21 protein-coding genes and 1 pseudogene are annotated in these 24,489 nt (G+C 60.5%); 16 read left to right on the forward strand and 6 right to left on the reverse strand.

Annotated features, from left to right (window positions below; genetic code table 11):
• Nucleotides 1-81 precede the first annotated feature (81 nt).
• Both ACLFKU_RS25775 and ACLFKU_RS25780 read left to right on the forward strand, forming a co-directional pair.
• Entirely contained in the window at nt 82-354 is a 273-nt protein-coding gene (locus ACLFKU_RS25775) for a DUF6723 family protein (RefSeq protein WP_368584221.1), read from the forward strand.
• 241 nt (nt 355-595) lie between these two features.
• Nucleotides 596-862, forward strand: coding sequence for a DUF2934 domain-containing protein (locus ACLFKU_RS25780; protein WP_368584220.1), 267 nt, complete (start codon nt 596-598; stop codon nt 860-862).
• A gap of 14 nt (nt 863-876) precedes the next feature.
• Here ACLFKU_RS25780 and nadE read toward each other — a convergent pair whose 3' ends face one another.
• Nucleotides 877-1,731 (reverse strand): ammonia-dependent NAD(+) synthetase, encoded by an 855-nt coding sequence (gene nadE / locus ACLFKU_RS25785; protein WP_410850956.1) that lies wholly within the window; start codon nt 1,729-1,731, stop codon nt 877-879.
• 14 nt (nt 1,732-1,745) lie between these two features.
• Nucleotides 1,746-2,270, reverse strand: coding sequence for a CinA family protein (locus ACLFKU_RS25790; RefSeq protein ID WP_368584218.1), 525 nt, complete (start codon nt 2,268-2,270; stop codon nt 1,746-1,748).
• 218 nt (nt 2,271-2,488) lie between these two features.
• On the opposite strand from ACLFKU_RS25790, the gene ACLFKU_RS25795 reads away from it, so the two are divergent.
• The 4 genes from ACLFKU_RS25795 to ACLFKU_RS25810 all read left to right on the forward strand — a co-directional run bounded on the left by ACLFKU_RS25795 (nt 2,489) and on the right by ACLFKU_RS25810 (nt 6,975).
• The gene (locus ACLFKU_RS25795; RefSeq protein ID WP_410850957.1) at nt 2,489-4,603 is read left to right on the forward strand and encodes a protein-L-isoaspartate(D-aspartate) O-methyltransferase; all 2,115 of its coding nucleotides are present in this window, start codon (nt 2,489-2,491) and stop codon (nt 4,601-4,603) included.
• Between the two features lie 68 nt (nt 4,604-4,671).
• Nucleotides 4,672-4,992, forward strand: a complete 321-nt coding sequence (locus ACLFKU_RS25800; RefSeq protein ID WP_410850958.1) for a hypothetical protein — start codon at nt 4,672-4,674, stop codon at nt 4,990-4,992.
• Between the two features lie 51 nt (nt 4,993-5,043).
• Nucleotides 5,044-6,348, forward strand: coding sequence for a cation:proton antiporter (locus tag ACLFKU_RS25805; RefSeq protein WP_410850959.1), 1,305 nt, complete (start codon nt 5,044-5,046; stop codon nt 6,346-6,348).
• Nucleotides 6,349-6,558: 210 nt separating this feature from the next.
• On the forward strand, nt 6,559-6,975 hold the full coding sequence (locus ACLFKU_RS25810) for an organic hydroperoxide resistance protein (protein WP_368584214.1): 417 nt from the start codon (nt 6,559-6,561) through the stop codon (nt 6,973-6,975).
• 75 nt (nt 6,976-7,050) lie between these two features.
• Here the strand turns inward: ACLFKU_RS25810 and ACLFKU_RS25815 are convergent, their stop codons facing one another.
• Both ACLFKU_RS25815 and ACLFKU_RS25820 read right to left on the reverse strand, forming a co-directional pair.
• Nucleotides 7,051-7,785: an ABC transporter substrate-binding protein gene (locus ACLFKU_RS25815; RefSeq protein WP_410850960.1), complete on the reverse strand. Its 735-nt coding sequence runs from the start codon at nt 7,783-7,785 to the stop codon at nt 7,051-7,053.
• Nucleotides 7,786-7,826: 41 nt separating this feature from the next.
• Nucleotides 7,827-8,669: pseudogene (locus tag ACLFKU_RS25820) on the reverse strand (GntR family transcriptional regulator); the annotation flags it as partial.
• Between ACLFKU_RS25820 and ACLFKU_RS25825 the strand changes: the two are divergent.
• From ACLFKU_RS25825 to ACLFKU_RS25870, 10 genes are all read left to right on the forward strand, one after another.
• Nucleotides 8,639-8,794, forward strand: coding sequence for a hypothetical protein (locus tag ACLFKU_RS25825; RefSeq protein ID WP_368584299.1), 156 nt, complete (start codon nt 8,639-8,641; stop codon nt 8,792-8,794). The pseudogene ACLFKU_RS25820 and the gene ACLFKU_RS25825 overlap by 31 nt on opposite strands.
• 216 nt (nt 8,795-9,010) lie before the next feature.
• The gene (locus ACLFKU_RS25830) at nt 9,011-10,804 is read left to right on the forward strand and encodes a PQQ-binding-like beta-propeller repeat protein (protein ID WP_410850961.1); all 1,794 of its coding nucleotides are present in this window, start codon (nt 9,011-9,013) and stop codon (nt 10,802-10,804) included.
• 977 nt (nt 10,805-11,781) lie between these two features.
• Nucleotides 11,782-12,633: a hypothetical protein gene (locus tag ACLFKU_RS25835; protein ID WP_410850962.1), complete on the forward strand. Its 852-nt coding sequence runs from the start codon at nt 11,782-11,784 to the stop codon at nt 12,631-12,633.
• Between the two features lie 909 nt (nt 12,634-13,542).
• On the forward strand, nt 13,543-14,808 hold the full coding sequence (locus ACLFKU_RS25840; protein WP_368584211.1) for a flippase: 1,266 nt from the start codon (nt 13,543-13,545) through the stop codon (nt 14,806-14,808).
• The gene (gene glf, locus ACLFKU_RS25845) at nt 14,798-15,886 is read left to right on the forward strand and encodes a UDP-galactopyranose mutase (RefSeq protein WP_410850963.1); all 1,089 of its coding nucleotides are present in this window, start codon (nt 14,798-14,800) and stop codon (nt 15,884-15,886) included. Before ACLFKU_RS25840 ends, glf begins: the two co-directional genes overlap by 11 nt.
• Before the next feature lie 370 nt (nt 15,887-16,256).
• On the forward strand, nt 16,257-17,351 hold the full coding sequence (locus ACLFKU_RS25850) for a hypothetical protein (protein ID WP_410850964.1): 1,095 nt from the start codon (nt 16,257-16,259) through the stop codon (nt 17,349-17,351).
• 135 nt (nt 17,352-17,486) lie between these two features.
• Nucleotides 17,487-18,383 (forward strand): DUF707 domain-containing protein, encoded by an 897-nt coding sequence (locus ACLFKU_RS25855; protein WP_410850965.1) that lies wholly within the window; start codon nt 17,487-17,489, stop codon nt 18,381-18,383.
• Nucleotides 18,384-18,752: 369 nt separating this feature from the next.
• Complete coding sequence (locus tag ACLFKU_RS25860) at nt 18,753-19,598, forward strand: hypothetical protein (RefSeq protein WP_410850966.1); 846 nt, start codon at nt 18,753-18,755, stop codon at nt 19,596-19,598.
• Nucleotides 19,599-20,060: 462 nt separating this feature from the next.
• A complete protein-coding gene (locus tag ACLFKU_RS25865) occupies nt 20,061-21,041 on the forward strand; it encodes a glycosyltransferase family 2 protein (protein WP_410850967.1) in 981 nt (326 codons plus the stop codon).
• Nucleotides 21,042-21,422: 381 nt separating this feature from the next.
• Nucleotides 21,423-21,644: a lysozyme inhibitor LprI family protein gene (locus tag ACLFKU_RS25870; RefSeq protein ID WP_410850968.1), complete on the forward strand. Its 222-nt coding sequence runs from the start codon at nt 21,423-21,425 to the stop codon at nt 21,642-21,644.
• A 119-nt stretch (nt 21,645-21,763) separates the two neighbouring features.
• Here ACLFKU_RS25870 and ACLFKU_RS25875 read toward each other — a convergent pair whose 3' ends face one another.
• Both ACLFKU_RS25875 and ACLFKU_RS25880 read right to left on the reverse strand, forming a co-directional pair.
• Nucleotides 21,764-23,053, reverse strand: coding sequence for an MFS transporter (locus ACLFKU_RS25875; RefSeq protein ID WP_410850969.1), 1,290 nt, complete (start codon nt 23,051-23,053; stop codon nt 21,764-21,766).
• A gap of 52 nt (nt 23,054-23,105) precedes the next feature.
• The gene (locus ACLFKU_RS25880; protein WP_410850970.1) at nt 23,106-24,434 is read right to left on the reverse strand and encodes an MFS transporter; all 1,329 of its coding nucleotides are present in this window, start codon (nt 24,432-24,434) and stop codon (nt 23,106-23,108) included.
• Nucleotides 24,435-24,489: the final 55 nt, after the last annotated feature.

Raw genomic sequence — 24,489 nt, forward strand, 5'->3', positions numbered from 1 at the left:
ACGAACGCACCCGTTTGCATGTCCATTAACATCGATTTCAGGAGGGCATAACTGGATCGCCTGATGCAGGCAGGGAGAGCCATGTCAAGGAGAAAGCTGAAACTCACGCAGTATCCGGCGGCAGGAGTCGCCTCGCGCGACGACTTTTCGATCTACGTCACCGCTCGACGCAGCGCCGATGGACGATTCTATGCCGATCTGCTGGTGAGCCGTAAAGTGGATGGCCGCCGTCTTTTCCCGTTCGATGGCGCCCCCGAAGTCGGTCCGTTCAACAGCATAGAGGAAGCGCGGCTCGCCGCCGAGGAGTACGGCGCGCGGATCGTCGCGGCCGACCTTGCCTGTCCCGAGGCGTGAGCGCGCGGCCCGGGTAGCGCGCGGCGCCCCGCCGCGCTGACGACGGCATCCCCATCAAACGCTTGTCCCGGTTTACGACCGGCACACGGTGGAGTTGTGCGCCCGCCGCTCGCTTGCGATGGTGCCATCGATCCAACGCGCCGCGCGGAACAACCCTTGCTCGCTTGTCGCTCGCCGTCATTCGGACCCGGCGCGCGTGGCGCCGTGCCGCGGCATTGCTCACGTTCACGGAGAGACACATATGGACAAGGAACTCGAAGCCCGCATCCGCACGCGGGCGTACCAGATCTGGGAAAACGATCCGTCGCCGGAAGGGCGGGCCGACGACCATTGGGAGGAAGCGCGCCGGCAGATCGAGGCGGAAGGCGCTGGCGCGCCGCAGGAGCCGACCGATCAGTCCGCCGATCGCGATCGGGGCTCGCGCATCGCGCCCGAAGAGCAACTGCAGGAAACGCCGGGCGAGGACATCGAAGCGCCGAAGCGCGCCAAACGCCCGCGCGCCGGATAAGCGGGCGCCGCGCTCTACGCCGACGATCGCGCCGGCGCCACCGGCAGCGCGCGTTTGTGGCGCGTCGCCATGTAAAAGCGGCGAATCGTCGTCAATACTTCGTCGCTGACCGGCTTGCCTTCGAGGAAGTCGTCGATGTCCTGGTAGCTGATGCCGTAGCTGTCCTCGTCCGGTTTCTGCGGCGTCAGCGATTCGAGGTCCGCGGTCGGCACCTTGTCGACGAGCCGCTCCGATGCGCCGAGCGCATGCGCGAGTGCGCGCACGCGGCGCTTCGTCAGACCCGCCAGCGGCAGGATATCGGCGCCGCCGTCGCCGAACTTCGTGAAGAAGCCCATCAGCGATTCGGCCGCGTGGTCGGTGCCGATCACCACGCCGACCCGCGCGCCCGCAATCGCGTATTGCGCGACCATACGTTGCCGCGCCTTGATGTTGCCGAGCACGAAGTCTTCATGAAAGTCGTCGACGTACTGCACGTTGCCGCGCTTGAGCGAAGACAGCATCGCGTCGGCGGGCTCCTTGATGTTGACCGTCAGCGTTTCGTCGGGGCGGATGAACGCGAGGGCGGCCGCGGCGTCTTCTTCGTCGCGTTGGCTGCCGTACGGTAGACGCACCGCGACGAAATGCGCTTCATAGCCGGTGGCACGCAGACGTTCGACGGCAAGCTGCGCGAGGCGTCCGGCAGTCGACGAATCGACGCCGCCGCTGATGCCAAGCACATAGGTGTGCAAGCCTTGCGACGCCAGGTAGTCACTCAGGAACGCAACACGCCGCTCGCGCTCGCGGGCCACGTCGAAATCGCGCTCGACGCCGAGTTCGTCGATCACTGCCTGCTGCCACGCGTCGGTGTCGAAGGAAGGGTGCAGATTCATCGTTCGGTCTCTCTTCAGTGGTCCCGCTCGATGCGCGGAAGTTGATCGAAGTAATGCTCGACGCGCGACAACGCATACAGCGCGGCGGACGAACGCACGTCGTTGCGGTCGCCCGAAAAGCGCCGCGTCTCGGCGAACGTGACGAACCGATCGCCGGGCCGTCGGAACGACCATGCGAAGCATTGCGTGCCTGGTGGCGGGCCGTCAGCGGAGCTGCCATGTGCGCCGCCATCGGCAAGCCCCGTGTTCGATACCGCGATGTCGGCGCAGCAGCCTTCCTGACTTAGCGCACCTTCGGCCATTTCGCGCGCGACCGCTTCGCTGGTGAGCCCGTATTGCTTCATCGTGCTTTCCCGCACGCCGAGAAAGCCTGCTTTGCCTGATGGCGAGTAGCTGACGAAGCCGACGTCGAGACACGCGCCGCTACCCGGCACGCTGGCTAGATAAGACGCGATCTGGCCGCCGGTGCAGGATTCGGCGGTGGCGAGCTTCAGACCTCGCGAGCTGAGGAAAGACACGACTTGCATGGGAATGTTCATAATTTGAGCCTTTGTTGTGCGACGGATTCGGACCGGCGTTTCGTTGGTGCAAAAGCTCAGCAAGGATCGGTCCGCGCGCGCTTCACGTTTCGCGCATCGCCATCGGTTCAAGCCGGCGGTATGCTCATTGCTGAAGCGTGGAAGAGCAGCGGACCCGCGCGTGGCCCCGCCGCGATGCGGGGGGGCGCGCAGCGCTGCGCATTCGCGAGGAGGCGGCGATGGGCGATTTCGACGAAGCGCGCGCATGGATGGTCGAGCGGCAAATCGTGCAACGCGGCGTGCGCGACGACTTCGTGATCGAGGCGATGCGGCGCGTGCCACGCGAAGCGTTCGTGCCGTCCGATCTGCGCGAATTCGCGTATGACGATACGCCGCTGCCGATCGGCGGCGAACAGTCGATCTCGCAGCCGTACATCGTCGCGAAGATGCTTGCGGCCGCCGAATTGCAGCCCGGCGACCGTGTGCTCGACATCGGTACGGGCTCCGGCTATGCGGCCGCGATCGCCGCGGAGATCGCGGGCCGGGTGGATTCCATCGAGCGCGACGCGAGCCTCGCCGAGCGCGCGCGCGAGCGCTTGCAGCGGCTCGGCTACGAGAACGTCGAAGTGCATGTCGGCGACGGCACCGCGGGTCTTGCCGCGCATGCGCCGTATAACGCGATCATCGCGGCGGCAGGCGGGCCGCGTGTGCCGCAGGCGCTGCGCGTGCAGCTCGCGGTCGGCGGACGGCTCGTGATGCCGGTCGGCAGCAGTCCGAGCCGTCAGCGGCTCGTCAAGATCGTGCGGCGTGACGAACACGATTACGACGAACATGCGTTCGCGGACGTGCGCTTCGTGCCGCTCGTCGGCGACGACGGCTGGCCGGCGCCAGGCGGCGTGGCGCATGCGGATTCGCGGCCCACGCCTACGCCGCTCGAACCTGAGCCGGTCGCGCCTGAGCGGGCCACGCCTAAGCCGGCCGCACCTCAGCCGGTCGCGCCTAAGCCGGCCGCGCCTAAGCCGGCCGCGCCTAAGCCGGCCGCGCCTAAGCCGGCCGCGCTCGAACTCGCGCTTCGCGACGCGGCCGAACCGTTACCCGACATCGATTCCGCGGAATTCGCGGCGTTTTTCGACCGCTTCGCCGGGCGACGCGTCGTGCTGCTCGGCGAGGCCAGTCACGGCACGTCGGAGTTCTATCGCGCGCGGGCGGCGATCACGCGACACCTCGTCGAGCGGCACGGCTTTTCGATGATCGCGGTCGAGGCCGACTGGCCCGATGCCGCGATCATCGACCGGCATGTGCGCGACAGGCCGATGCCCGGCGAACGGTCTCGACCGTTTCGCCGCTTTCCGACCTGGATGTGGCGCAACACCGATTTCATGAGCTTCGTCGCGTGGCTGCGCTCGCACAATGCCCTGCATCGCGACAGCGAGACGCGCTTTTACGGGCTGGATATTTACAGCCTGTCGGAATCGATCGACGCGGTGCTGCGCTATCTGGACAGCGTCGACCCGGCCGCGGCGCGCATCGCGCGCGAGCGTTATGGGTGCCTCAGTCCGTGGCAGAAAGATCCCGCCGTCTATGGGCGCGCCGCGCTGAGCGGCGGCTACGCGCAGTGCGAAGAGCACGTGATCGCCCAGCTCGGCGATCTGCTGAAAAGCCGGCTCGACTATGCACGGGAAGACGGCGAACGCTTCCTCGACGCGGCGCAGAACGCGCGGCTCGTGGCGGTCGCCGAACACTACTATCGCGCGATGTATTACGGCGGACCGCAAAGCTGGAATCTGCGCGACACGCATATGTTCGACACGCTGCGGCATGCGCTCGACAGTCGCGGCCCGCAGGCGCGTGTGGTCGTGTGGGCGCACAACTCGCATATCGGCGACGCGAGCGCCACGCAGATGGGCCGCGTGCAGGACGAGATCAATCTGGGCCAGCTGTGCCGCGCGCAGTTCGGCGACGCGGCGGCGCTGATCGGCTTCGGCACGCACAGCGGCACGGTCGCCGCGGCCAGCGACTGGGGAGGGCCGATGGAAGTGAAGAACGTGCGGCCATCGCTCGATGGCAGCGTCGAATACAGCATGCACGCCATGGGCCTCGCGCGCTTTCTGCTCGACCTGCGGCCCGGCGTGCACGACGCGCTGTGCGAACGGCTGCGCGCGCCGCTGCTGGAGCGCTTCATCGGCGTCATTTATCGTCCGGAGACCGAGCGGTATAGCCACTACGCGGAAGCGTCGCTGGCCGAGCAGTTCGATGCGTTCGTGTGGTTCGATCGCACCAGCGCGGTGACCGCGCTGCCCGTTTCCGCCGATGAAAAATGCCACGCGTCGGAGACGTTTCCATTCGGTGTGTGAGCGAGGAACGCGGCTTGCAACGCAACGGACAGTGCATATCCAGCCTGTCCGAACCGGGGGAGCCGCTCATGAAGAAGGTCATACAGCGCTTTGCCGTCGCCGCGATGTTCAGCGTTGCGAGTGACTTCGTCTGCGCGCAAGCGGTCGAGTGGGCCGGGACTCAGCCGGCCGTCGCCGCGCGAGCGTTGCTATTCGCGCAGGCCGGCAAAGACGCGGGCACCGAAGGCGGGGCGGGCGCGGCAGCCCAGTCGGGCACGCCACCCGGCGAGTTGAGCCGCGACCAGACGAACCGCAAGCAGGCGGGGCGCGCGAGCCAGGCGGCGGCTCAGCACGGCCAGCGCAGTCAGCAGGGCGCGAGCGCGCCCCACGGTGCCAGCAGCGCGCGCTAGCGGCGACGCGGCCCGGCTGCCGCCGTCGCCGCCCGTGCTCGCGATTCCGCCATGAGAGACGAACCGGTCTGGTTCCTGCTGATCGGCGCACTGCTCACGTTCATGGCGGTTGCGCGCGGGCCGATCCGCCGCTTGCCGCTGACCGGCGCGATGATCTATCTGCTGGTCGGCGCGGCGGTCGGGCCGGCCGTGTTCGGGCTCGTCGGTGTCGATTTACTCCGCAATACCGTGCTGCTCGCGACGCTCGCCGAAGTCGGGCTCGTCGTGTCGCTGTTCTCGATCGGCATGCATCTGCGCGTGCGGCTGCGCAATCCGTTGTGGTGGTTGCCGCTGCGGCTCGGCGGGCCCGCGATGATCGTCACCGTTGCCTTGATGTTCGGCTTTACCGCTTTGCTGACCGGACGCGCGGACGGCGCGGCGTTGTTCCTCGCGGCAGCGCTCGCACCGACCGACCCGGTGCTCGCCAACGAACTGCGCGTGACGCAGGCCGGCGACGACGAACCCGTGCGCTTCGCTTTGTCGGGTGAGGGCGGCCTCAACGACGGCGCCGCCTATCCGTTTGCGGTGCTGGGTCTGACGCTTGCCGGCGCGAGCCTGTTCGGCTCCGGCAGCGGCGTGCATTTCGCCGGCTCGGTGCTGTGGGGGATCGTCAGCGCGCTCGTGGTCGGCTGCGTATTCGCGATCGTGTTCGCGCGCGCGATCTTCTTTCTGCGCACCCGCTACGGCGAAGCGATCGGTCTCGACGGCTTTCTCGCGCTAGGGCTGATGGCGACGTCATACGGCGCGGCGCTGCTGGTGCACGCGTATGCGTTCGTCGCGGTATTCGTGGCGGGCGTCGCCGTGCGTCACGAGGAATTGCGCTCGACCGGCGACAAGAATCCGTCCGAAGTGCTCGACGAGGTGCAGCACGGCGAACAGGCCGATGTCGCGAAAGATCCGGAAAAGGCGCATGCGATCCTCGCCGAATCGATGATGGGCTTCACGCGCGAAATGGAGCGGCTCGCGGAGTTGTCGCTCATGCTGATCATCGGCTGCGTCGTGTCCGCGCATTGGCGCGAGATGCTCGACGTGCGCGCCGTGTTGCCCGCGGTGTTTCTGTTTTTCGTCGCGCGACCGCTGTCCGTCGTCGTCGCGATGATCGGTGCGCGCATCGACAGCAGCCAGCGGTATCTGATGGCATGGATGGGCATCCGCGGAGTCGGCGCGTTTTACTACCTGATGTTCGGCCTTGAATACGCGCGCGGCGCGATGACGCCGCTGCTGCCCGCGGTGCTCGATGCGATCGTGTTGTCGGTGCTTTTGCATGGCTCGACCGCCAACTATCTGTTGCGGCGGTATTTCGACCGGCGTCGCTGAATGAAGCGACGGGCGCGATGGCGCGCGCTAGTTGCCGCGCGCCGCCCCTTGTATCGCAATGTATCTGCGCGGACCACGGATACGTGCGCATACCAAACCCGCTGATCCAGACACACGCGCGATACGTCGGCGCGTTCAAATACGTCCAACGCAAGTTCGAGCCTGGATTTGCAGATCTCAACAATACTGGATCAACAGGAGTAAGCGACCATGACCCGCATCGAAAACGTGCTGTACACCGGTAAAACCCACACGACCGGCGGCCGCGAAGGCGCCGCGCGCAGCTCGGACGGTCGCCTCGACATCAAGCTGTCGTCGCCCGGCACCGCGGGCGTTGGAACGAACCCCGAGCAGTTGCTGGCCGCCGGCTGGTCGGCGTGTTACATCGGCGCGCTCGGTTTGGCGGCGCGCGCGCTGCACCTTTCGTTGCCTGCCGATACGAGCGTCGATGCGGAAATCGATCTCGGCACCACCGATGGCGCCTATTTCCTTCAGGCGCGTCTGTTCGTCAGTATTCCCGGTGTCGAGCGTGACGTGGCGCGCGCGTTGATCGAGCGCGCGCATCAGACCTGCCCGTATTCGAAGGCGTTGCGCGGTAACGTGGATGTGCAGACTACGCTCGTTTGAGAGGTTAGTCGGGGTGGTTCGTGGCGGGGCGGCGCCCGTCCCGCTCCCCACGCGGTGTCGGCTCGGAACCGACCGCTACGCGGCAGGCGCCACGAACGCCCCGGCGATTCCATGCCGCGCGAGCGATTCCGCCACGAAGCCCGACGCCTTCACCTCCTCGACAAACGACCGCAGCGCCTGAGCCGCCGCTTCGCCGCGGCTCTTCGGAACACCCATTGCCTGCCGGATCACCATGAAGCGCTCGTCGAGCAGCCGCAGCCCGGCCGTTTGCTTCGCATCGGCTTCGAGTTGCTGCTTCACGCCTGCCGCCACTTCCAGTTGCTGCTCGATAAATGTCGGCACGACACTCGGCGAGCTCGGCGCGCGCACGATCTGCGCGGCTTTCAACTCGCGCGTGAGGAACAGATCGTACGCACTGCCTTTGCCGACGACGACCCGGTTGTGCGCCTGATCCACATCCTGATTCGACCGCACCGGCGAGTCGTCGCGCACCAGATAGAAGCCTTCGATCAGTACATACGGCGCCGTGAATTCAATCGTTGCGCCGCGCGATGGATCGATCGCGAAGAAGCCGAAATCCGCGCGTTCCTCGCTGACGGCCTGCACCGATTTGGCGGCCGTATCGAACACCACCAGTTCCAGTTCGACGCCAAGTTTCGCGGCGAACGCGCGCGCGAGATCGATCGAAACGCCGAACGGCTCGCCGGACTGGGCATCGCGATTGGCGAGGATCGGATTGCCGAGATTGATCGACGCGCGCAGCTTGCCCGTGGGCGAGAAGGCGGCGACGACGGTGGGATCGATAGTCATAGAGGTTCTCGTGGCGACCGCGTTCAGGGCGAAGGGCGGTCTCAGGGTTCAAGGATTTCGCTGCTGCGGGACAGCGCGTCGAGCGTCTGCAGCAGATGCTCGCGCATCGCTTCCGACGCTTCTTCGTTGCGCTCCCGCTCCGACAGTTCGAGCAGATGCAAATGGTGCTTCGCGTGTTCGACATAGCGCTCGCGATGCTGCATCGAGCGATACGACAGCAAGCGGCGCAGGCGGTTCACCCGCCGGATCGTGTTGATGAAAAAGCTGTTGGCCGAAGCCTCGGCGAGCGACTCGTGAAAGCGCACGCCGCGATCGTGCAACTGGTCGGCGGTATCCGTTTCGATGCCGCCCGCGAGCAGATGCATCTCGACCTCACGACACCGCTCCAGCACCTTGCGCTCGAGCCGGCAGCCGGGCTCCAGCGATGCCGCCGGTTCGAGCGCGAGCCGCAGCCGGTACGACTTTAGCAGGCCGTCGCGCGTGGTCAACCTTGGCGAGAACTGCCAGCCATAACCCGGTTTGCGTTCAGCCCATCTTTCCCGCGCGATGCGGCCGAGCACAGCGGTCAGTTGCGCGCTCGTCAGTCCGTAGCGGGTGCGGATCAGCTGCTCGGAGAATTCATCGGGCAGTTCGCTTTTCAGGCGGTCGTCGGCGATCTGGAAATAAGCACGCGTGACGACGCCGGCCTCGGCAAGATGCAGTTCGTCGACTACGTCCGCAAGAGATTCGGAGAGCGGCTTCGCGACGAAGAAGCCGCGATTCTTTTCCCGCGTCAAGATGCCTTTGTCGTGTAGCTACGCGAGCGCTTCGTTCACGGGGGAACGTGAGACGCGCAGACGGTCGGCGAGCATCCGTGCGGGCAGGTGCGCGCCGGCGTCGAGTCCCGTTCCAGACCGCGCACTTCCCCGGCTCGTTCTATCCGCGCGCGATGCAGCTCGGCAAGATGTCCGCCGAGTCGCGCTTTCCGGACAGTACGCTCGCCGAACTGCGCGCGCGGCCATTCGGATGAAGCAGCCGAACGGTGTGTGAGCCTTGAATCACTCAATAGGGACAATTCCCCGTCCGCCAGACGGTAGTCCATCGCGGCCATCTCTTGCGGTTGGTTTTAGATGGCGTACGATTGACCTCACGTTAGCAAAGCGCGTATCAATTAGTAGGTCGAGGCGAGAAGTCGCGGTGCGCCGTCTACCCATTGCTAACAGCAATATTTGCAAGAGGTGGCTACATGAAAAGCGCACACAACGTTATCGACGCTTCTCGGCTCGTTGCAGCTTTGATCCTCGCCTGCGCGGCGGGCTCGGGCGCACAAGCGCAAAGTTCGAACGCGGCACCGGCTGCGGCATCTGCCCCGGGTCTTGCAGTAGCCGCTCAGGCGTCGTCAAACGCACTGAACCCATTCCCTCATGGCCCGCACCCGCATGGCGTCGGACCGAAAGTGCCGCCAGCCGCCGCCCTCGACGGATCGGACGTAGACAAACAGAACGGCGGAGACAAGATCAATCCGAATAATTTCCGCGACGATCGCGGGCCGGCGGTGGATACGCCGTACCAGGCTCCCGAAGCAGCGACTGCCGCTACATTGAGCCGGACACCAGGGGCCGTCGCCGCGCCAACCTTTACGACGACCGACTGGCCGACGTATGGTATGAACAGGCAGCGGACTGGGTATAACTCAGTCGAGACGGTGCTCACCCAGACCAACGTGAGGACGATGGTAAAGCACTGGGACTCAAAAGTCCTGGACGGTGCCATCCTGACTCAGCCGGTACTGGCTGCTGGGGTGATGATCAACGGGGTGCCAACCGATATCGTCTATGTTGCGACAGAGGGGAACAGTACATATGCACTGAATGCCGCGACAGGGAATATCATTTGGAAAAGCGCCCAAATCCCTCAAGCTATCTTGACGTCGGCCTGCCAGGGGCTGTTCCAAGGCAAGATCGGGGTGCAGGGCACGCCCGTCATCGACCATGCCAACAACCGGATTTTCGTTGTGAGCGGGCGAGGCTACCTGCATGCGTACAACCTGCAGACCGGCGTGGATCTCCCGGGCTTCAACCTGCTACTTCTCGACCCAAACAACGCTACTCCAATAACGATGGTCTATGGCGGCTTGACGCTCAGTCCCGATGGTTCGTCGATATACGTGGCGACAGCCGGTGACCCCTGCGATACGGAGCCGTACCATGGACAGGTCGTCCGCGCGTCCACCACCAACCCAGCTGCGATTCTGCAACGCTGGTATCCAACCGGCGCAACCGGGCCAGATGGGGGCGGTGTATGGGGTATGGGCGGCGTATCGATTCCGCCGGATGGGACGGTCGTCTATGCACTCACGGGCAACGCATTCGCCCAGCCGGAAAATGCCGCGTTCGCGGAGCACGTCGTGAAGCTCACGCCGACCCTGGCGGTAGCGGCGTCGAACTCGCCGCTTTCTCCGCCCCTCACGGACGTCGACTTCGGCGCTACAGCATTGCTCTTTCAGCGTCCCACCTGCCCGACGATGCTCGCGGCCTACAACAAGTCCGGCAACCTGTTCATTTATAACCGAGCCACTATTCAGCAGCAGGGCCCCATTGAAAAGTTGACGATTTCCCAAACTTCAGCCGACGGCAGCAACATAGGCCTTCCTGCATTCGACCCGGTGCTGAATCGGCTTTACGTCGTGTCCCCTGGCGGTTCGGGGAGCAACAACTTATACCAACACGGGGTGATTGCACTGTCGATCGACAGCAACTGTACTGTGAACCCCAAACCCGTGTGGACGGCGCAAGTCGGCTTGAACCAAGTCGCGTTCAACCCGGCTATCCCGCCCGTCGCCGCAAATGGTGTGGTGTATTACGCAGACGGTTTGGGCAACGACTTTTATGCATTGGATGCCGCGGACGGGACCATACTCTTCCACGACAAATACACGCCAGCTCAAAACGGCGAGGGCAACTTCGCGTCGCCGATGGTCGTGAACGGGCAAGTCTTCGTCGCTGGTGGCGACCACGTGGTTCATGCCTATGGCCTCTGACTGCTAAACCCGTTAGCGAAACGTAACTTTTTCGCAAGCATAGCCACTCTGCTCTGATTGCGCGCAGTGATTCGCAGTATCGCGCCGCTGCGCGCGTCCTGCTGACCCGTCGCAATTCGATGACGTCGAGGCGTTCCCGGCGCGCGCGCCGCATCGCGCCGTCGCGGTGACGCGCGCGAGTCGACGTTGCTCTCGCACGCAAATACAAGGCTCCCCGGGCTTCTAAACGTAGCGCGAGTTGGGCATCATGATGGCCATGCCGCCCACCGCCATCCCTGTCGCGGAATTGCCGATCGAGCCTGATGCGCTACAGGCGTTGGCGCTCGAACAGAGCGCTTTGCGCGCTGTGTGCGCAAGATCGTGGCCGGTCGGCAGTTGTTTGCCTCAATACTTAAAGTAACCGTTCGCCGCCGAGAAGTGGGGCGACGCGCTATGGAATGCGACTTCATTTCATCGTTGCTTGTACTATGATGAACCGGCGTGTCCCCGTCTTGTCTCTTTAGTAGCCGCGATCGGTGCTGCACCCTGAGGCGCGGTTATTAGCATCGGCACTCTTGGTGTTCGTAAATTCGTGATGTAGACGACGCCGAATTCAGTGTGTCCCGATACTCGCATGTATGTTCCTTAGACAATGTGCTCGTCGGCACCTACGAAGGAGTAGCATGACTGCATCCCGTTCTAACTCGGCATCGAGGCGAGTCGCTATTCTGGTCCTGCTCTGTCGCGACTACGCAGCGCTCGAACTAACCCTCGCCAGTCACATGGCGTACCGGCCGACAGGCGTCGAGTTCATCCTGCTTCAGAACTGTCGGGGCGGCTATGACGCGGAACGCACGCTTGCCGTCGCGCGGCGCTACGCAAGGCTTTTTCCGGGCGTCGTTCGGGTCGTCGACGACATTCCGCCTGGTCCACCTTATCGCACGATCAAGAAACTACTCTCGCAGCCGGCATTCGCCGAAATCGACCTGATCTGCAAGGTGGACGACGACGCGTTTCCGATCGCCGGCGGGTGGCTCGACAAGATGCTGGCCACGTACGACGCGGCGGAAAAGGAAAGCGGCAACGAGCTTGCGTACGTCACTCCCCTCATCAACAACAACAACTGGGGCTTCCCTGAGGTGATGCGCGTGATGAACCTGGAGCGCGAGTACTTTACGAGCCAGGCGCATCCGCATTTCGTCGGGGCCGACGGGGACAAGCGCTTTCCGCTGCGAATCATCCCTGCGGAGCAGATCGAGATCGGCACCAATGGCACGATATGGGGCTATCCGCACATCGCGCGCTGGCTACATGAACGGACCACGCTTCAGCCTGATGCTTTCATCGCTGCGACTCAGGACCTCGAACCTTGCGAAGTGCCGGCAGCATTGCGCTATTCGATCGGCTGCATTCTTTTTCGCAAGCGGTTATGGGACATGATCGACGACGGTGGGCAAGATGACGAGCACATGATGCATGTCTACTGTGAGCGGCACCGGCTGAGAATCGTCTGTGCGCGCAGCGTGCCGTTCGTTCACATCGCGTACTTTACCCAGCGTGAGGAGAACCGCGACATCGTCGATGCCGCTCGCGCGCTTTACGACGGGAGGCTTGGCCATCCCTTCCCGATTTCACTCTACGCGGACCGTGAACGCGATATCGAAGCGCGGTTGCGCTGGCTCGAAGACCACCCGCCGCAGGCCACCAAGGGGACGCTTAAAGCGTCGAAGCGTGTCAGTCGCGCGATCTATCGGCGAGTGCGCACGCTGTGGAAAAACGGTCGCCGAGCATGGTCTGTCGTGACTGGCAAGCGCAATGCGACGAGCGGCCGGAGCTCTCCGTCACCATGACGTCTTCTATTGCGACCGTACCAAGCCGTCGCCCAGGACACCGGCGAGCAGACCGTTTGCGGCGTGAAAAGCAGACTCGTCGGCTGTTGTGAGAACGTCAGGATCGCCGCGGCGACGCTCTCACACCGGTTTGTAGATATCTACTGGCATACTTGGCCTGTCCACTATCGAAGTGGGGAATGCGCCAATACCTCACCAATTTGTGCCGGTTCCTGACATTGGTGCAGCGAAGCATATACAAATTCATAGAGTACTTCGTTTCCTGGCCGCACCGGTCGGCCTTTCCTGTGATTGCGCCGCAACGGCACAAACCCGTTCTACCTTAATCAATTGTCTGCTTATTTCAGTTCCTGCCGATTCTGGTGGACCCAGACGACCGGCATTTCAGGTGGGCCCGGTTTGCTCCCACAAGGTTTTTCGCGAAACAAGGGCGACGACAGCAGCCCCGATCGCTCCGGTGAAAGCGCCGCCGGAGGTTCTCGCGCAAACGGAATCGCATTCCCTGGAAGCTCGTCAGAAACATCGACAGCAAAGGTGGCGTTTACTGATGAGCCGCGCGATCGCAAGAGCAGGCTGGCGAACTGGTTGCTTCATACCGGAGCTCGCCAGGAATTTGAAATCTATTTTGGGTACTCGAGGTGCGCCAAAGTCAGCACTGGTCCGGCGCGGATGCGTCACTGTTGTACGACTCTGATGAAATTCGTGGCGCACCGTCAACGAGTCGTGCGGCTTACTGCCGGTAGCGGTGGCTTCCTCGGACGAAGAGTTTGGGAGCCGGTAGCAAGGCCCAACCGGCGTCGGCCTGATCAGGTATTCGCTTCCGCGGAGACCTTACTCGCACTCCGCCCGGGGGATATAAAGATATGTCTCCAAGCGATCCTTCATCGATGTATTGACAACGGCTAACTCATGACGAGTCCCCTCCGACACAACATCGTTGCGCTGTCAGTTCTGCAAGCAGCCAACATGCTGCTGCCGCTTGCAACATTTCCCTACCTGTTGCGTGTTCTGCGCCCGGAACACTTTGGTGCGTACGTCTTCGCGCAAGCCTTAGTTGGTTATCTCGTGCTGCTGACGGACTACGGTTTTAACTGGTCAGCGACTGCTCACGTCGCACGGGTCCAAAAAGATCGGCACGCGGTATCGAAGATCTTTTGGGCGACGCAAGGCGCAAAGGCGCTTATCGCTGTGGTCTGCCTCGCCATCCTGCTGGTAGCGGCTTTCTTCGTAGCAAGATTGCGCGAACTGCTGCCTGTTCTGCTGGCTACCTATCCGGTCGTTATCGGAACGGTCCTGTTTCCACAGTGGCTTTTCCAGGGCCTGGAGCAGATGACGTTTACTACGGTCTCCACGTTGAGCGCGCGGGTGTTGCTGCTTCCGCTAACGTTCTTCCTGGTGCACTCGCCGGCCGACACGTGGATCGCGTCGCTCATCAGTTCGATGAGCGTGATTGCTGCCGGAGTCGTCGCATCGATCCTGATCGCAAAAAACCGACTGATCATCCCCTTGATGCCGAGCATGGCGGACGTCATCGAAGCGCTTCGTGAAGGCTGGCACATGTTCATTTCCACGGCAGCGATCAGTCTGTACACAACCACTAATAGCGTGTTGCTTGGATTTATTGCGGGAGACGTCGCTGTTGGCTACTTTGGCGTAGCCGACAAGATTCGGAACGTCGCCCAGGCGCCGCTCGTACCGTTCGCCAACGCAATTTACCCGCGCGTGACGGCGCTCTTTTCCGAAGACTCCGAAAAGGCGTTTGGGCTGGTGCGCAAGATGCTCTACCTGGGGGGCTCGGCCATGTTGCTGGCTTCGGTCGCGCTCTGGGCCGGCGCCGATTTGATCATTCGCATCGCCGTGGGCCCTGGGTACGAACCAGCGGTCATCGTTCTTAAGTGGATGGCCCTCCTGCCGCTGCTCATCTGTCTAAACAATGTACTGGGCGTTCAGGTGATGCTGCCGCTCGGCATGAAGAAGAGAGTCAGCGAGATACTGGTCGTCTGCGGCCTGATCAACCTTGCCCTGCTCGTGCCTCTTGCATCGGCTTATGGCGCTCAGGGTGCGGCAATGTCAGTGCTTGCCACCGAATTTCTGGTTACGGCCTTAATGGCTCTCCACCTGATCAAATGCAAGATTCCAGCTTTTTATACGAGGATGCGCAGAGATGAATTATGACTTCCTTATCGTAGGCGCCGGCTTTGCGGGCGCGGTCTGTGCCGAACGTCTGGCGGCAAGCGGCAAGCGTGTGCTTGTCGTAGACAAGAGAAATCATATTGGCGGCAATGCATATGACCGCGAGGATGAGAACGGTGTGCTGATCCATCCGTATGGTCCGCACATCTTTCATACGAACAGTAAGCGGATATTCGAGTACCTGTCGGGTTTTACCGATTGGCGCTTCTACGAGCATCGCGTAAAGGCTTATGTAGACGGGGATCTGTATCCGATACCGATCAATCGCACGACGATCAACAAGCTATATGGCCTCGATCTGAGCGAGCAGGACACGATAGCGTTCCTTGAGTCGGTACGTGAAGCGCGAGAGGTCAATACGACCAGCGAGGACGTGGTGCTGAGCAGCGTTGGCCCGGATCTGTGCGACAAGTTTTTCCGTGGCTATACGCGCAAGCAATGGGGACTCGATCTGTCTGAATTGTCTGCGGGTGTCGCTGCGCGAATACCAACGCGTTCGAACGACGACGACCGGTACTTCACCGATACTTTTCAATTTATGCCGGCGCACGGCTACACCGCGATGTTCGAAAAGATGCTTGACAGTCCAAATATCGACGTGCGTCTGTCGACCGACTATGACGTGGTGAAAGCGAATATCGAATGTGGACACCTTGTGTACACTGGACCGATCGACGCGTATTTCGGGTATCGGTTTGGCAAGCTTCCGTACCGCAGCCTCCACTTTCAACACCAGCATCTGAACGACGTGGAGCGTTTTCAGACGACGGGTACCATCAACTATCCGAACGATCACGAATATACGAGGATTACTGAGTTCAAGCACCTCACCGGGCAACAGCATCAGGGGACTTCGATTGTAAAGGAGTATCCGCGAGCCGAAGGCGAGCCGTACTACCCGATTCCGCGCAAGGAAAACGAGGCATTGTTCATGCGTTACAACGCGCTCGCGGAGACAGTTACCGATGTGACTTTTGTGGGCAGGCTGGCGCAGTATCGCTATTACAACATGGACCAGGTCGTTGGTGCGGCGCTCAAAGCAGTAGAGGGACTCGTCTAAGGAGCAGTAGTAAGAAAGCTGTGACTCGTGGCAACCGAGAGCTTGCCTGGATTGCCTGAAAGATTTGGAGCGTGTACTTCGCCGCTAACTCTGTCTTTCCGTGTCCCGAAACATGCTTTCTACGCATAGAGAAATTGAGAGATGAAAAAGTACCTGGTCGTTCTGAGCTGGTGGTTCGGCTGGGCGCAGCATTGGAGACGGGGCAACTATCGACCCATGGTCTGTCGTGCTCCAATTGATGCCCCCGGCGATTGTTCAATGGTGATCGCTGCTGCTTCTCACTGCAAATCAGACCAGCGACGCACTGCGGAATACGACTGCACACTTGATCTTTGCTTGTACTAATGTACTCGTCCTACGAAGGAGTAGCATGACTGCATCCCGTTCTAACTCGGCGTCGAGGCGAGTCGCTATTCTGGTCCTGCTCTGTCGCGACTACGCAGCGCTTGAACTGACCCTTGCCAGTCACATGGCGTACCGGCCGACAGGCGTCGAGTTCATCCTGCTTCAGAACTGCAGGGGCGGCTATGACGCGGAACGCACGCTTGCCGTCGCGCGGCGCTATGCAAGGCTTTTTCCGGGCGTCGTTCGGGTCGTCGACGATATTCCGCCTGGTCCACCTTATCGCACGATCAAAAAACTACTCTCGCAGCCGGCGTTCGCCGAAATCGACCTGATCTGCAAGGTGGACGACGACGCGTTTCCGATCGCCGGCGGGTGGCTCGACAAGATGCTGGCCACGTACGACGCGGCGGAAAAGGAAAGCGGGGACGGGCTTGCCTACGTCACCCCGCTCATCAACAACAACAACTGGGGCTTCCCTGAAGTGATGCGTGCGATGAGTCTGGAACGCGAGTACTTCACGAACCAGGCGCATCCGCATTTCGTCGGTGCCGCCGGGGACGGTCGCTGTCCGATGCGAATCATCCCTGCGGAGCAGATCGAGATCGGCACCAATGGCACGATATGGGGCTATCCGCACATCGCGCGCTGGCTACATGAACGGACCACGCTGCAACCTGATGCTTTCATCGCTGCCACTCGGGCGCTCGAACCTTGCGAAGTGCCCTCAGAATCGCGCTATTCGATCGGCTGCATTCTTTTTCGCAAGCGGTTATGGGACATGATCGACGACGGTGGGCAGGACGACGAGCACATGATGCATATGTACTGCGCGCGACAGCAGCTGCGAATCGTTTGTACGCGCAGCGTGCCGTTCGTTCACATCGCGTACTTTACCCAGCGTGAGGAGAACCGCGACATCGTCGATGCCGCTCGCGCGCTATACGACGCGAGGCTCGGCCATCCCTTTCCGATCTCACTCTACGCGGACCGTGAACGCGATATCGAAGCGCGGTTGCGCTGGCTCGAAGAACACCCGCCGCAGGCCACCAAGGGGACGCTTGAAGCGTCGAAGCGTGTCAGTCGCGCGATCTATCGGCGAGTGCGCACGCTATGGAAATGAGCAAGGGCGCGCGTCGCCGAGCGGAGTGTGTCGTTTCATGATTTCGCGCGGTTGGTGTCAGTCAAATGCGATTCTTCGCCAGTGACTGTCTTTACGTGCCGCGCAATCTGCTTCTATGAATAGGGAAATTGAAAGATGAACAAGTACCTGGTCGTTCTGAGGTGTGGAGACAGTTCCTTGCATCCGCAATGGTTCAGCGGCGGACAGGCCCCAAACTTTGATTTGATCCTGAGTTACTACGGGAAGAACCAAGATTATGCAGACATCTATGCCAAAGCCATACATCGATTCAAAGGATCAAAATGGGAAGGTCTTAACGACTTCATGTTGCAAAATGCCCAATTGATTCTGCAATATCGTTACATCTGGCTCCCGGACGACGACATCCTGACGGATGTTCAAACCCTGAACGACTTCTTCGAGTATGTAGAACGAGAGAATTTCGCACTCGCGCAACCGTCTCTCGACGAGAGAAGCTATTTCGGTCACCAAACGACGTTGCAAAACAGCGAGTTTGAATTTCGCGAAACAAATTTCGTGGAGTTGATGATGCCATGTTTATCTTCGAATGCTTTGCAAGCGATAAAACACAGCTTCGGGATGAACAAATCAGGCTGGGGCCTCGATTTCTTGTGGCCCAAGTGGGTCGCTTCTTTTGGAAAGGTTGGCATTATTGATCGTTTTTCCGTGTTCCATACACGCCCGGTCGGCTCGGCTGGGAGCGGCATGGGAGACGATTCAACTACGAGCCCAAATTTTGAATTGAATCAGACGCTCGCGCAATACGGGATGCTGGGCACTCCGATAAAGGTCATTCGTGGCAAAAGAAGCGATGTAGGCAAATCATATGCGAGCGGACGACTGGGCAATCCAATGTTGTTCATTCATGCGGTAAAGGGCAGCAATCCGGTGCGACGGAAAGATATCGTCAGTTTTATGAGGCTGCTGAAAGAGTATCTCCCGTGGCTTCATCATATCAAGCGCACAACGTGGCCAATACATCGGGCTCCGGAAAGGCGCTCAAGCCGTTGAGAATGATAACGCGTGTGATTGATGCAAATACCGTTTCGCTGCCGTGGGCATAGACCGTTTTCGAAGCAGCAAACCTGTCGCGGGGGCATTGTCAACTTATCGAGACTCGTCGTAAAAGCGGCAGGAAGGTCAGGATCGACTTGTCGACGGCGCAGATTTTCGATAAATGATTAATTAGTCACACTCAACCATTGGCGACATTAGTCGGGCGAAAAGAGACATGCTCCATGGATCGCATTTAGTTCTGTATAAACTCTCGTATCGTGTAGTCCGTTGCAACCACCTTCTCGCGTACGGCACTGCCGAGTCTCCAATGGTATGCAGCAACGCGGCGATGCTCTCAACGAAGCAAATCGAGGAGGCTGAATTATGAGCGATGCAAAATTTGCAACGTTCTGGAATGGTCCGGAATTGTCTCCTTATGAAATCGCTTGTTTGAATACGTTCATTGCTAATGGCAGCGAAATCGCTGTGTATAGTTATAAACCCATCAGCAACTTGCCAAAAGGCGTGATCGAAAAGGACGCCCAGTCGATCCTTTCGGCCGACTCGCTGAGCGCTTTTCCCGTTAATGGCGTTCCTTCATTGGCGCATTTCACAGATTATTTCCGGTTAATAATGCTTACCAAAACGGATGAAATCTGGGCGGACACAGATATTCTTCTCCTGAGACGATTTGACCTGAACATTGCGGGCGACTTGGTCGGGCGGGGAGAGCCGGATCTGCTTTGCAACGCACTCCTGCGCCTCGACCCGGGGAATCCACGGCTGCATGATGTAATTCAGCGGGTAGAAGCGATGGAGAACACGGATATAAAATGGCGTGCGACTGGCTCCCATATTTTGACGGAGGTCTATGGTGCAAAGGCCGGCTTGGCTGAAAAAGTGTTTTATCCGGTGCATGCCGATTCCTATTATAAGGTCTTTTTGCCCCACTATTTCGAAGAGTGCGCTGCGCTTTGCACCAATGCATATACGCTTAAATTTTGGAATAATCGTGTGGTTAAGCTTGGGGTGTTCAAACGGGTCTGTCCACCGAAGGGGTCATTCCTGCATCACGTGTTTGCCAGTACTGGATCCGATCAGCTTTTCGACGAGATCTATCCCGCGGATGTGATGCAGAGGTTGATCAGTAACGCCGAAGAGAGAGTCGGCCGCGATGAAGGCGTTCGCAAACTCATGCGAATAGCATTGGGGCGCGGTTTATCCAGCTAATTTGACGACACGTATTTACACACCGGATTTAATTGATAACTATTGGCATATTCGTCTCATTATCGCAAAAACGATTTCATTAAAAGTTCCTATCTGACATACTTGCCTGATCCACTGCCGCAGTGGTGGAATACGCCAATACCTCACCAATTTGTGCCGATTCCTACAAGATATTGGTGCAGCGATGCGTTTACAGCTAGTCTGTAGTGTACTTCGTTCCCGGTCGCATGCTGGTCGACTTTGTCCTGTGATTGCGCCGCGACCATAGTCCCGTTTTACCCAATTTATTGTCTGCTTATTTCAGTTGCTGGCGATCTTGGTAGACCCAGACTGCCGGCACTTCAGGTCGGCCCGATTTGCTCCCACAACATGATTCGTGATTGGTTGATTTCGTCGCGAAGCCGGGATTTTGCGATATAGAACGGGTAGTTCACGCCTCGTTTACCTCCAGGAGCATTGTCTATGTCCGCACCGAGAATCAGCGTTCTGCTGCCTATCTACAAGGTCGAGGACTATATCGAGGACTGTCTCGACTCACTGCTGTCACAATCCAGCACCGATTTCGAAATCATCGCCGTCGACGACTGCAGCCCCGATCGCTCCGGTGAAATCGCCGCCCGGGTTCTCGCGCAACAGGATCGCATTTCGTGGAAGTTGATCAGAAACATCGACAACAAAGGGCTCGCTGAAACGCGAAAAATCGCAGCATCGGAAGCGCGGGGCGACTATGTGCTTTGCGTTGACAGCGACGACCACGTCCATCGCGATCTCATTTCCACCGTGCTGCGCGAAGCCGACCAGCACGACGCCGATGTCGTCATTTTCGCCGCCGAGCGCATCAGTCCCGATGGCGCCGTCAACGCTCGGATCGATTCCGGCGACGGCATTATCACTGGCGTGGAAGCCGTCCAGAAAATTCTCGAACTCAAGCTGCAAGCCTTTTGCTGGAACAAGCTTGTGCGCCGCTCCATTTTCGTTGCAGCCGAACATCCGTGCGGTCTCATCTTCGAAGACGTTTGCGTGTCGGTGCAAACGCTCGCCAACTCGAAAGTGGTGCGCCTCATCCCGGACAACCTCTATTCGTACATGATCCGTGAATCAGGAATTTCGAGACGCTTCAACCCGCAGGTCGTCGACCTTTTTGCCATCATGGACCGCGTGGAAAAAAATACCGCGTCCCTCCCGATTACCGACTACAAGCGCCTCTTCTTCCGGCTCAAATACAGCTGGGCATTCCGCGCGATCGCGTTTCAGACCGCAATCACCGCGCCGACTTACCGCCTCGCGAGCCCTATTCTGCAAAGCGTATCGGAGAAGCTGCGCGTGAAGCACCTGCTTGGCCTGTTTGCCGATCGGCATCTGAAGCTTTCCATCACTATGACCATGCTCAAGATCCATCCGTGGATCTTTTATTGCGTCGTAAGACGCTTCAACCGCCGCTGACACAGCAGAATGCGCCATCCGGCACATCATTTGACGCCGAGCGCGTTGGAGGTGCACGAGATCGCGTGACCGAATCGAACGCACTCTTGTTTCCCTCAACAGGTACGCCGAGAGTACTGGAACTTGTAGTTAATTGTGTCGCTTGCCGCTTATGCATCGCCGACTACATACATATTCGTCAAGCTCTATCTATGACTCTGCGCTCGACTACACGAAAGCTGCGCCGGCTAGCCAATATTTCACCGGAAAACTCAGGAGCAAATTGACAGATTTTGCAAGAATGACGCCTTAGCGACAATGGACGTTTCGGCTTGCGTTTAGCACAATTTCGAACGCATTTCGGAGACGCTCGAGAAGAAGATATCTGCAATAGAGCGGATCATGGTTGACGGCGACCAGGAGCTACGAGCGAATGGCGAACCCGAGGCACTTCCATATTTCCGGAGAGGACAGGAGAGCTGGAACCTCTATCGCGACAACGAGTGTTATGCGGAAGTGTATGAGGCTGGACAGGCATCGTTGCGATTCGTCGAGTTTTGGGACTGCATGACGAGAATTACCACGCATCGGCTCGATGAACTGACAAAGCCAATCAATCAGTAAGCGCGAGTGCTAATCACTCACCGGATCAACTCGGCTGCATCCCCGTCCAGACAAAAAAGGGCGGGGGACGCCACTGATGCGTCCCCCGCCCTTCGGTTATGTCACCGACAACCGTTACATCAATCGCGCAACTTCACCGCCGTCATCCGCGGCATCAACAGGTGAATGATGCCCAGCGCAATCAGATACGCCGATGCGCCGACCGCAAAGAGTGCCCAATAATTCCCGGTGCGCTGCAAGGTCTCGCCGATCACGCCGGAGAAGAAGAACGAACCGACCATCCCCGCCACGCCGCCGATACCGACCACCGTGCCGACCACCCGCTTCGGAAACACGTCGCCGACCGTCGTGACCAGATTCGCTGACCAGCCCTGGTGCGCCGCTGCCGCGAGACCAACGGCGAGCACCGCCCACCACAGGCTCTGGAATGCAGACAACGTTGCGATCGGCACCACGCACAATGCACAGATGAGCATCGTGAGCTTGCGTGCGAAATTCGGCCGGTTGGTGCGCGCCATCAGATGCGACGACAGCCAGCCACCCGCCACGCTGCCGACCGACGACATCGTATAGATTGCGATCAGCGGCAGGCCCATGTGGGCGATATCGATATGGCGCGACTCATTGAGCCACTTGGGCAGCCAGAACAGATAGAACCACCACACCGGATCGGTCAGCAGCTTGCCGAAGACGAACGCCCACGTTTCGCGGTACTTGAGCACCGACAACCAGCTGACTTTCTGCTCGGCGACTTCCTCGCGATCCGCATTGATGTAGGCGAGTTCTTCCTTCGACACCGACGGATGCTCCGAAGGCTGCCGATAAACCAGCCACCACACCGCCAGCCAGACGAAACCGGTCGCGCCGCCCGCGATGAACGTCGCGCGCCAACCCCACATCACCGCGGCGATCGGCACGAAGGCCGGCGCCACGATGCCGCCGATCGTCGCGCCCATGTTCCAGAAGCCCGTCGCAAGCGCGCGTTCCTTCTTCGGAAACCACGTGGCGGTAGTGCGGATCGCGACCGGGAAATTGGCCGCTTCGCCGAAGCCGAGCAGACCGCGTACGGCCGCGAAACCCGGCACGGTCGATGCTACCGCGTGCAGCATCGCCGCGAGACTCCACAGCGCCATCGCGCTGCCGTAGACCTTCTTCGTGCTGACGCGATCGGCGATGCGGCCGAAGATCGCGAGACCCACCGCATAGGCGACCGTAAACACCATCACGGTCTGCGCATACTGCACCTGGTTCCAACCGATATCTTTTTGCAGCAGCGGCGCGAGCAGCCCAAGCATCTGACGATCCATGTAGTTGATCGTCGTCGCCGCGAAGATCATCGCGCAGATGGTCCATCGGTATCGTCCGACGGCCGTCCGTGCGGCAGCCGTCGTTGCTTCTAGTGTTTTCATCGTGTCTCCTGAAGGTTCCTGAAAATGGTGTCTATGCGGTTGTTCGATACGGTCAATGCGCTGAGGCGGGCAATCCTTCGCGCGGGCTCATGCGCGAGAAGAACACGACCCCGGCGGCAATCACCGACATCACCGCGAGTCCAGTGAGGCCGCCCTCGATCGAGCCGGTTTTCTGTTCGAGGAAGCCGAAGGCGGCCGGCGCGACGAAGCCGCCGAGGTTGCCGATCGAGTTGATCAGCGCCAGCACCGCGGCGGAAATCCGCGCGTCGAGATAGCCCTGCGGGATCACCCAGAACAGCGACGAGGCCGCCTTGAAGCCGATCGCGGCAAAGCAGATCGCGACGAATGAGAACACCGGGCCGCCCTGGCCGGCCGCATACATGCCGAGCGCGGCGATCAGCAGCACGCACGCCACCCACGCCTGCTGGAACTTGAAGCGCGCCGCGAGCATCGCGAACATATACATCGCCGCGATCGAGATCAGCCACGGGATGGAGTTGAACAGGCCGACCTGGAAGTCGTTGAAATGGCCCATCTTGTGGATGATGCTGGGCAGCCAGAAAGTCGCGCCGTAAATGGTCAGCGACACCGCGAAGTAGATCAGGCAGAAGATCAGTATTTGCGGATCGCGCAGCAGGGTTCCGAGCGACGGCTTGACCGGGTGCGCGGCGGCGCGCTGGCTTTGCTCTTCGTCGATCGCATCCAGCACTGCGTCCTGCTCGGCGCGGGTGAGCCACGCGGCGTCGCGCGGCTTCGAGTCGAGCCACAGCAGGATGAAGCCCGCGAGCACGACCGAGAACATGCCTTCGATGATGAACATCCACTGCCAGCCGCGCAACCCCGCGCCTTCGATCAGCATCAGCCCGCCGGAGATCGGCCCGGACAGTACCGACGCGAGCGCCGAGCCGCTCAGGAAGATCGCCATTGCCTTGCCGCGCTCGTTGCTCGGCAGCCATTGCGTGAAGTAGTAGATGACGCCGGGAAAGAAGCCCGCTTCGGCCGCGCCGAGCAGCAGCCGCATCGCGTAGAACGACGTCTCGCCGCGCACGAATGCCATGCCGGCCGCGGCCAGTCCCCAGGTCAGCATGATACGCGCGAGCCACAGCTTCGCGCCGTAGCGCTGCAGCAGGATGTTCGACGGCACTTCGAAAATCGCGTAGCTGATGAAGAAGAGCCCCGCACCGAGCCCATAGGCCGCCGCGCCGATGCCCAGATCGGCGCTCAGATGCTGGCGCACGAAGCCGATGTTCACGCGGTCGATGTAATTGACGATGAACATCACGACGAACAGCGGCAGCACGCGCCATTTGATCTTGTGCACCGCGCTCGCCAGCGCGCCGGCGAGCGCGGGCCGCGCCGTGTCGGCAATCGGGCTACTCATGGGGTTGTCTCCTTCGATGGCGACGCGCATTGCGCGTCGCGAGCCTCGTAGGCGC

The organism is Paraburkholderia sp. EG304 (assembly GCF_046543485.1).
In the GTDB taxonomy this organism is placed as follows: Bacteria; Pseudomonadota; Gammaproteobacteria; order Burkholderiales; family Burkholderiaceae; genus Paraburkholderia; species Paraburkholderia youngii.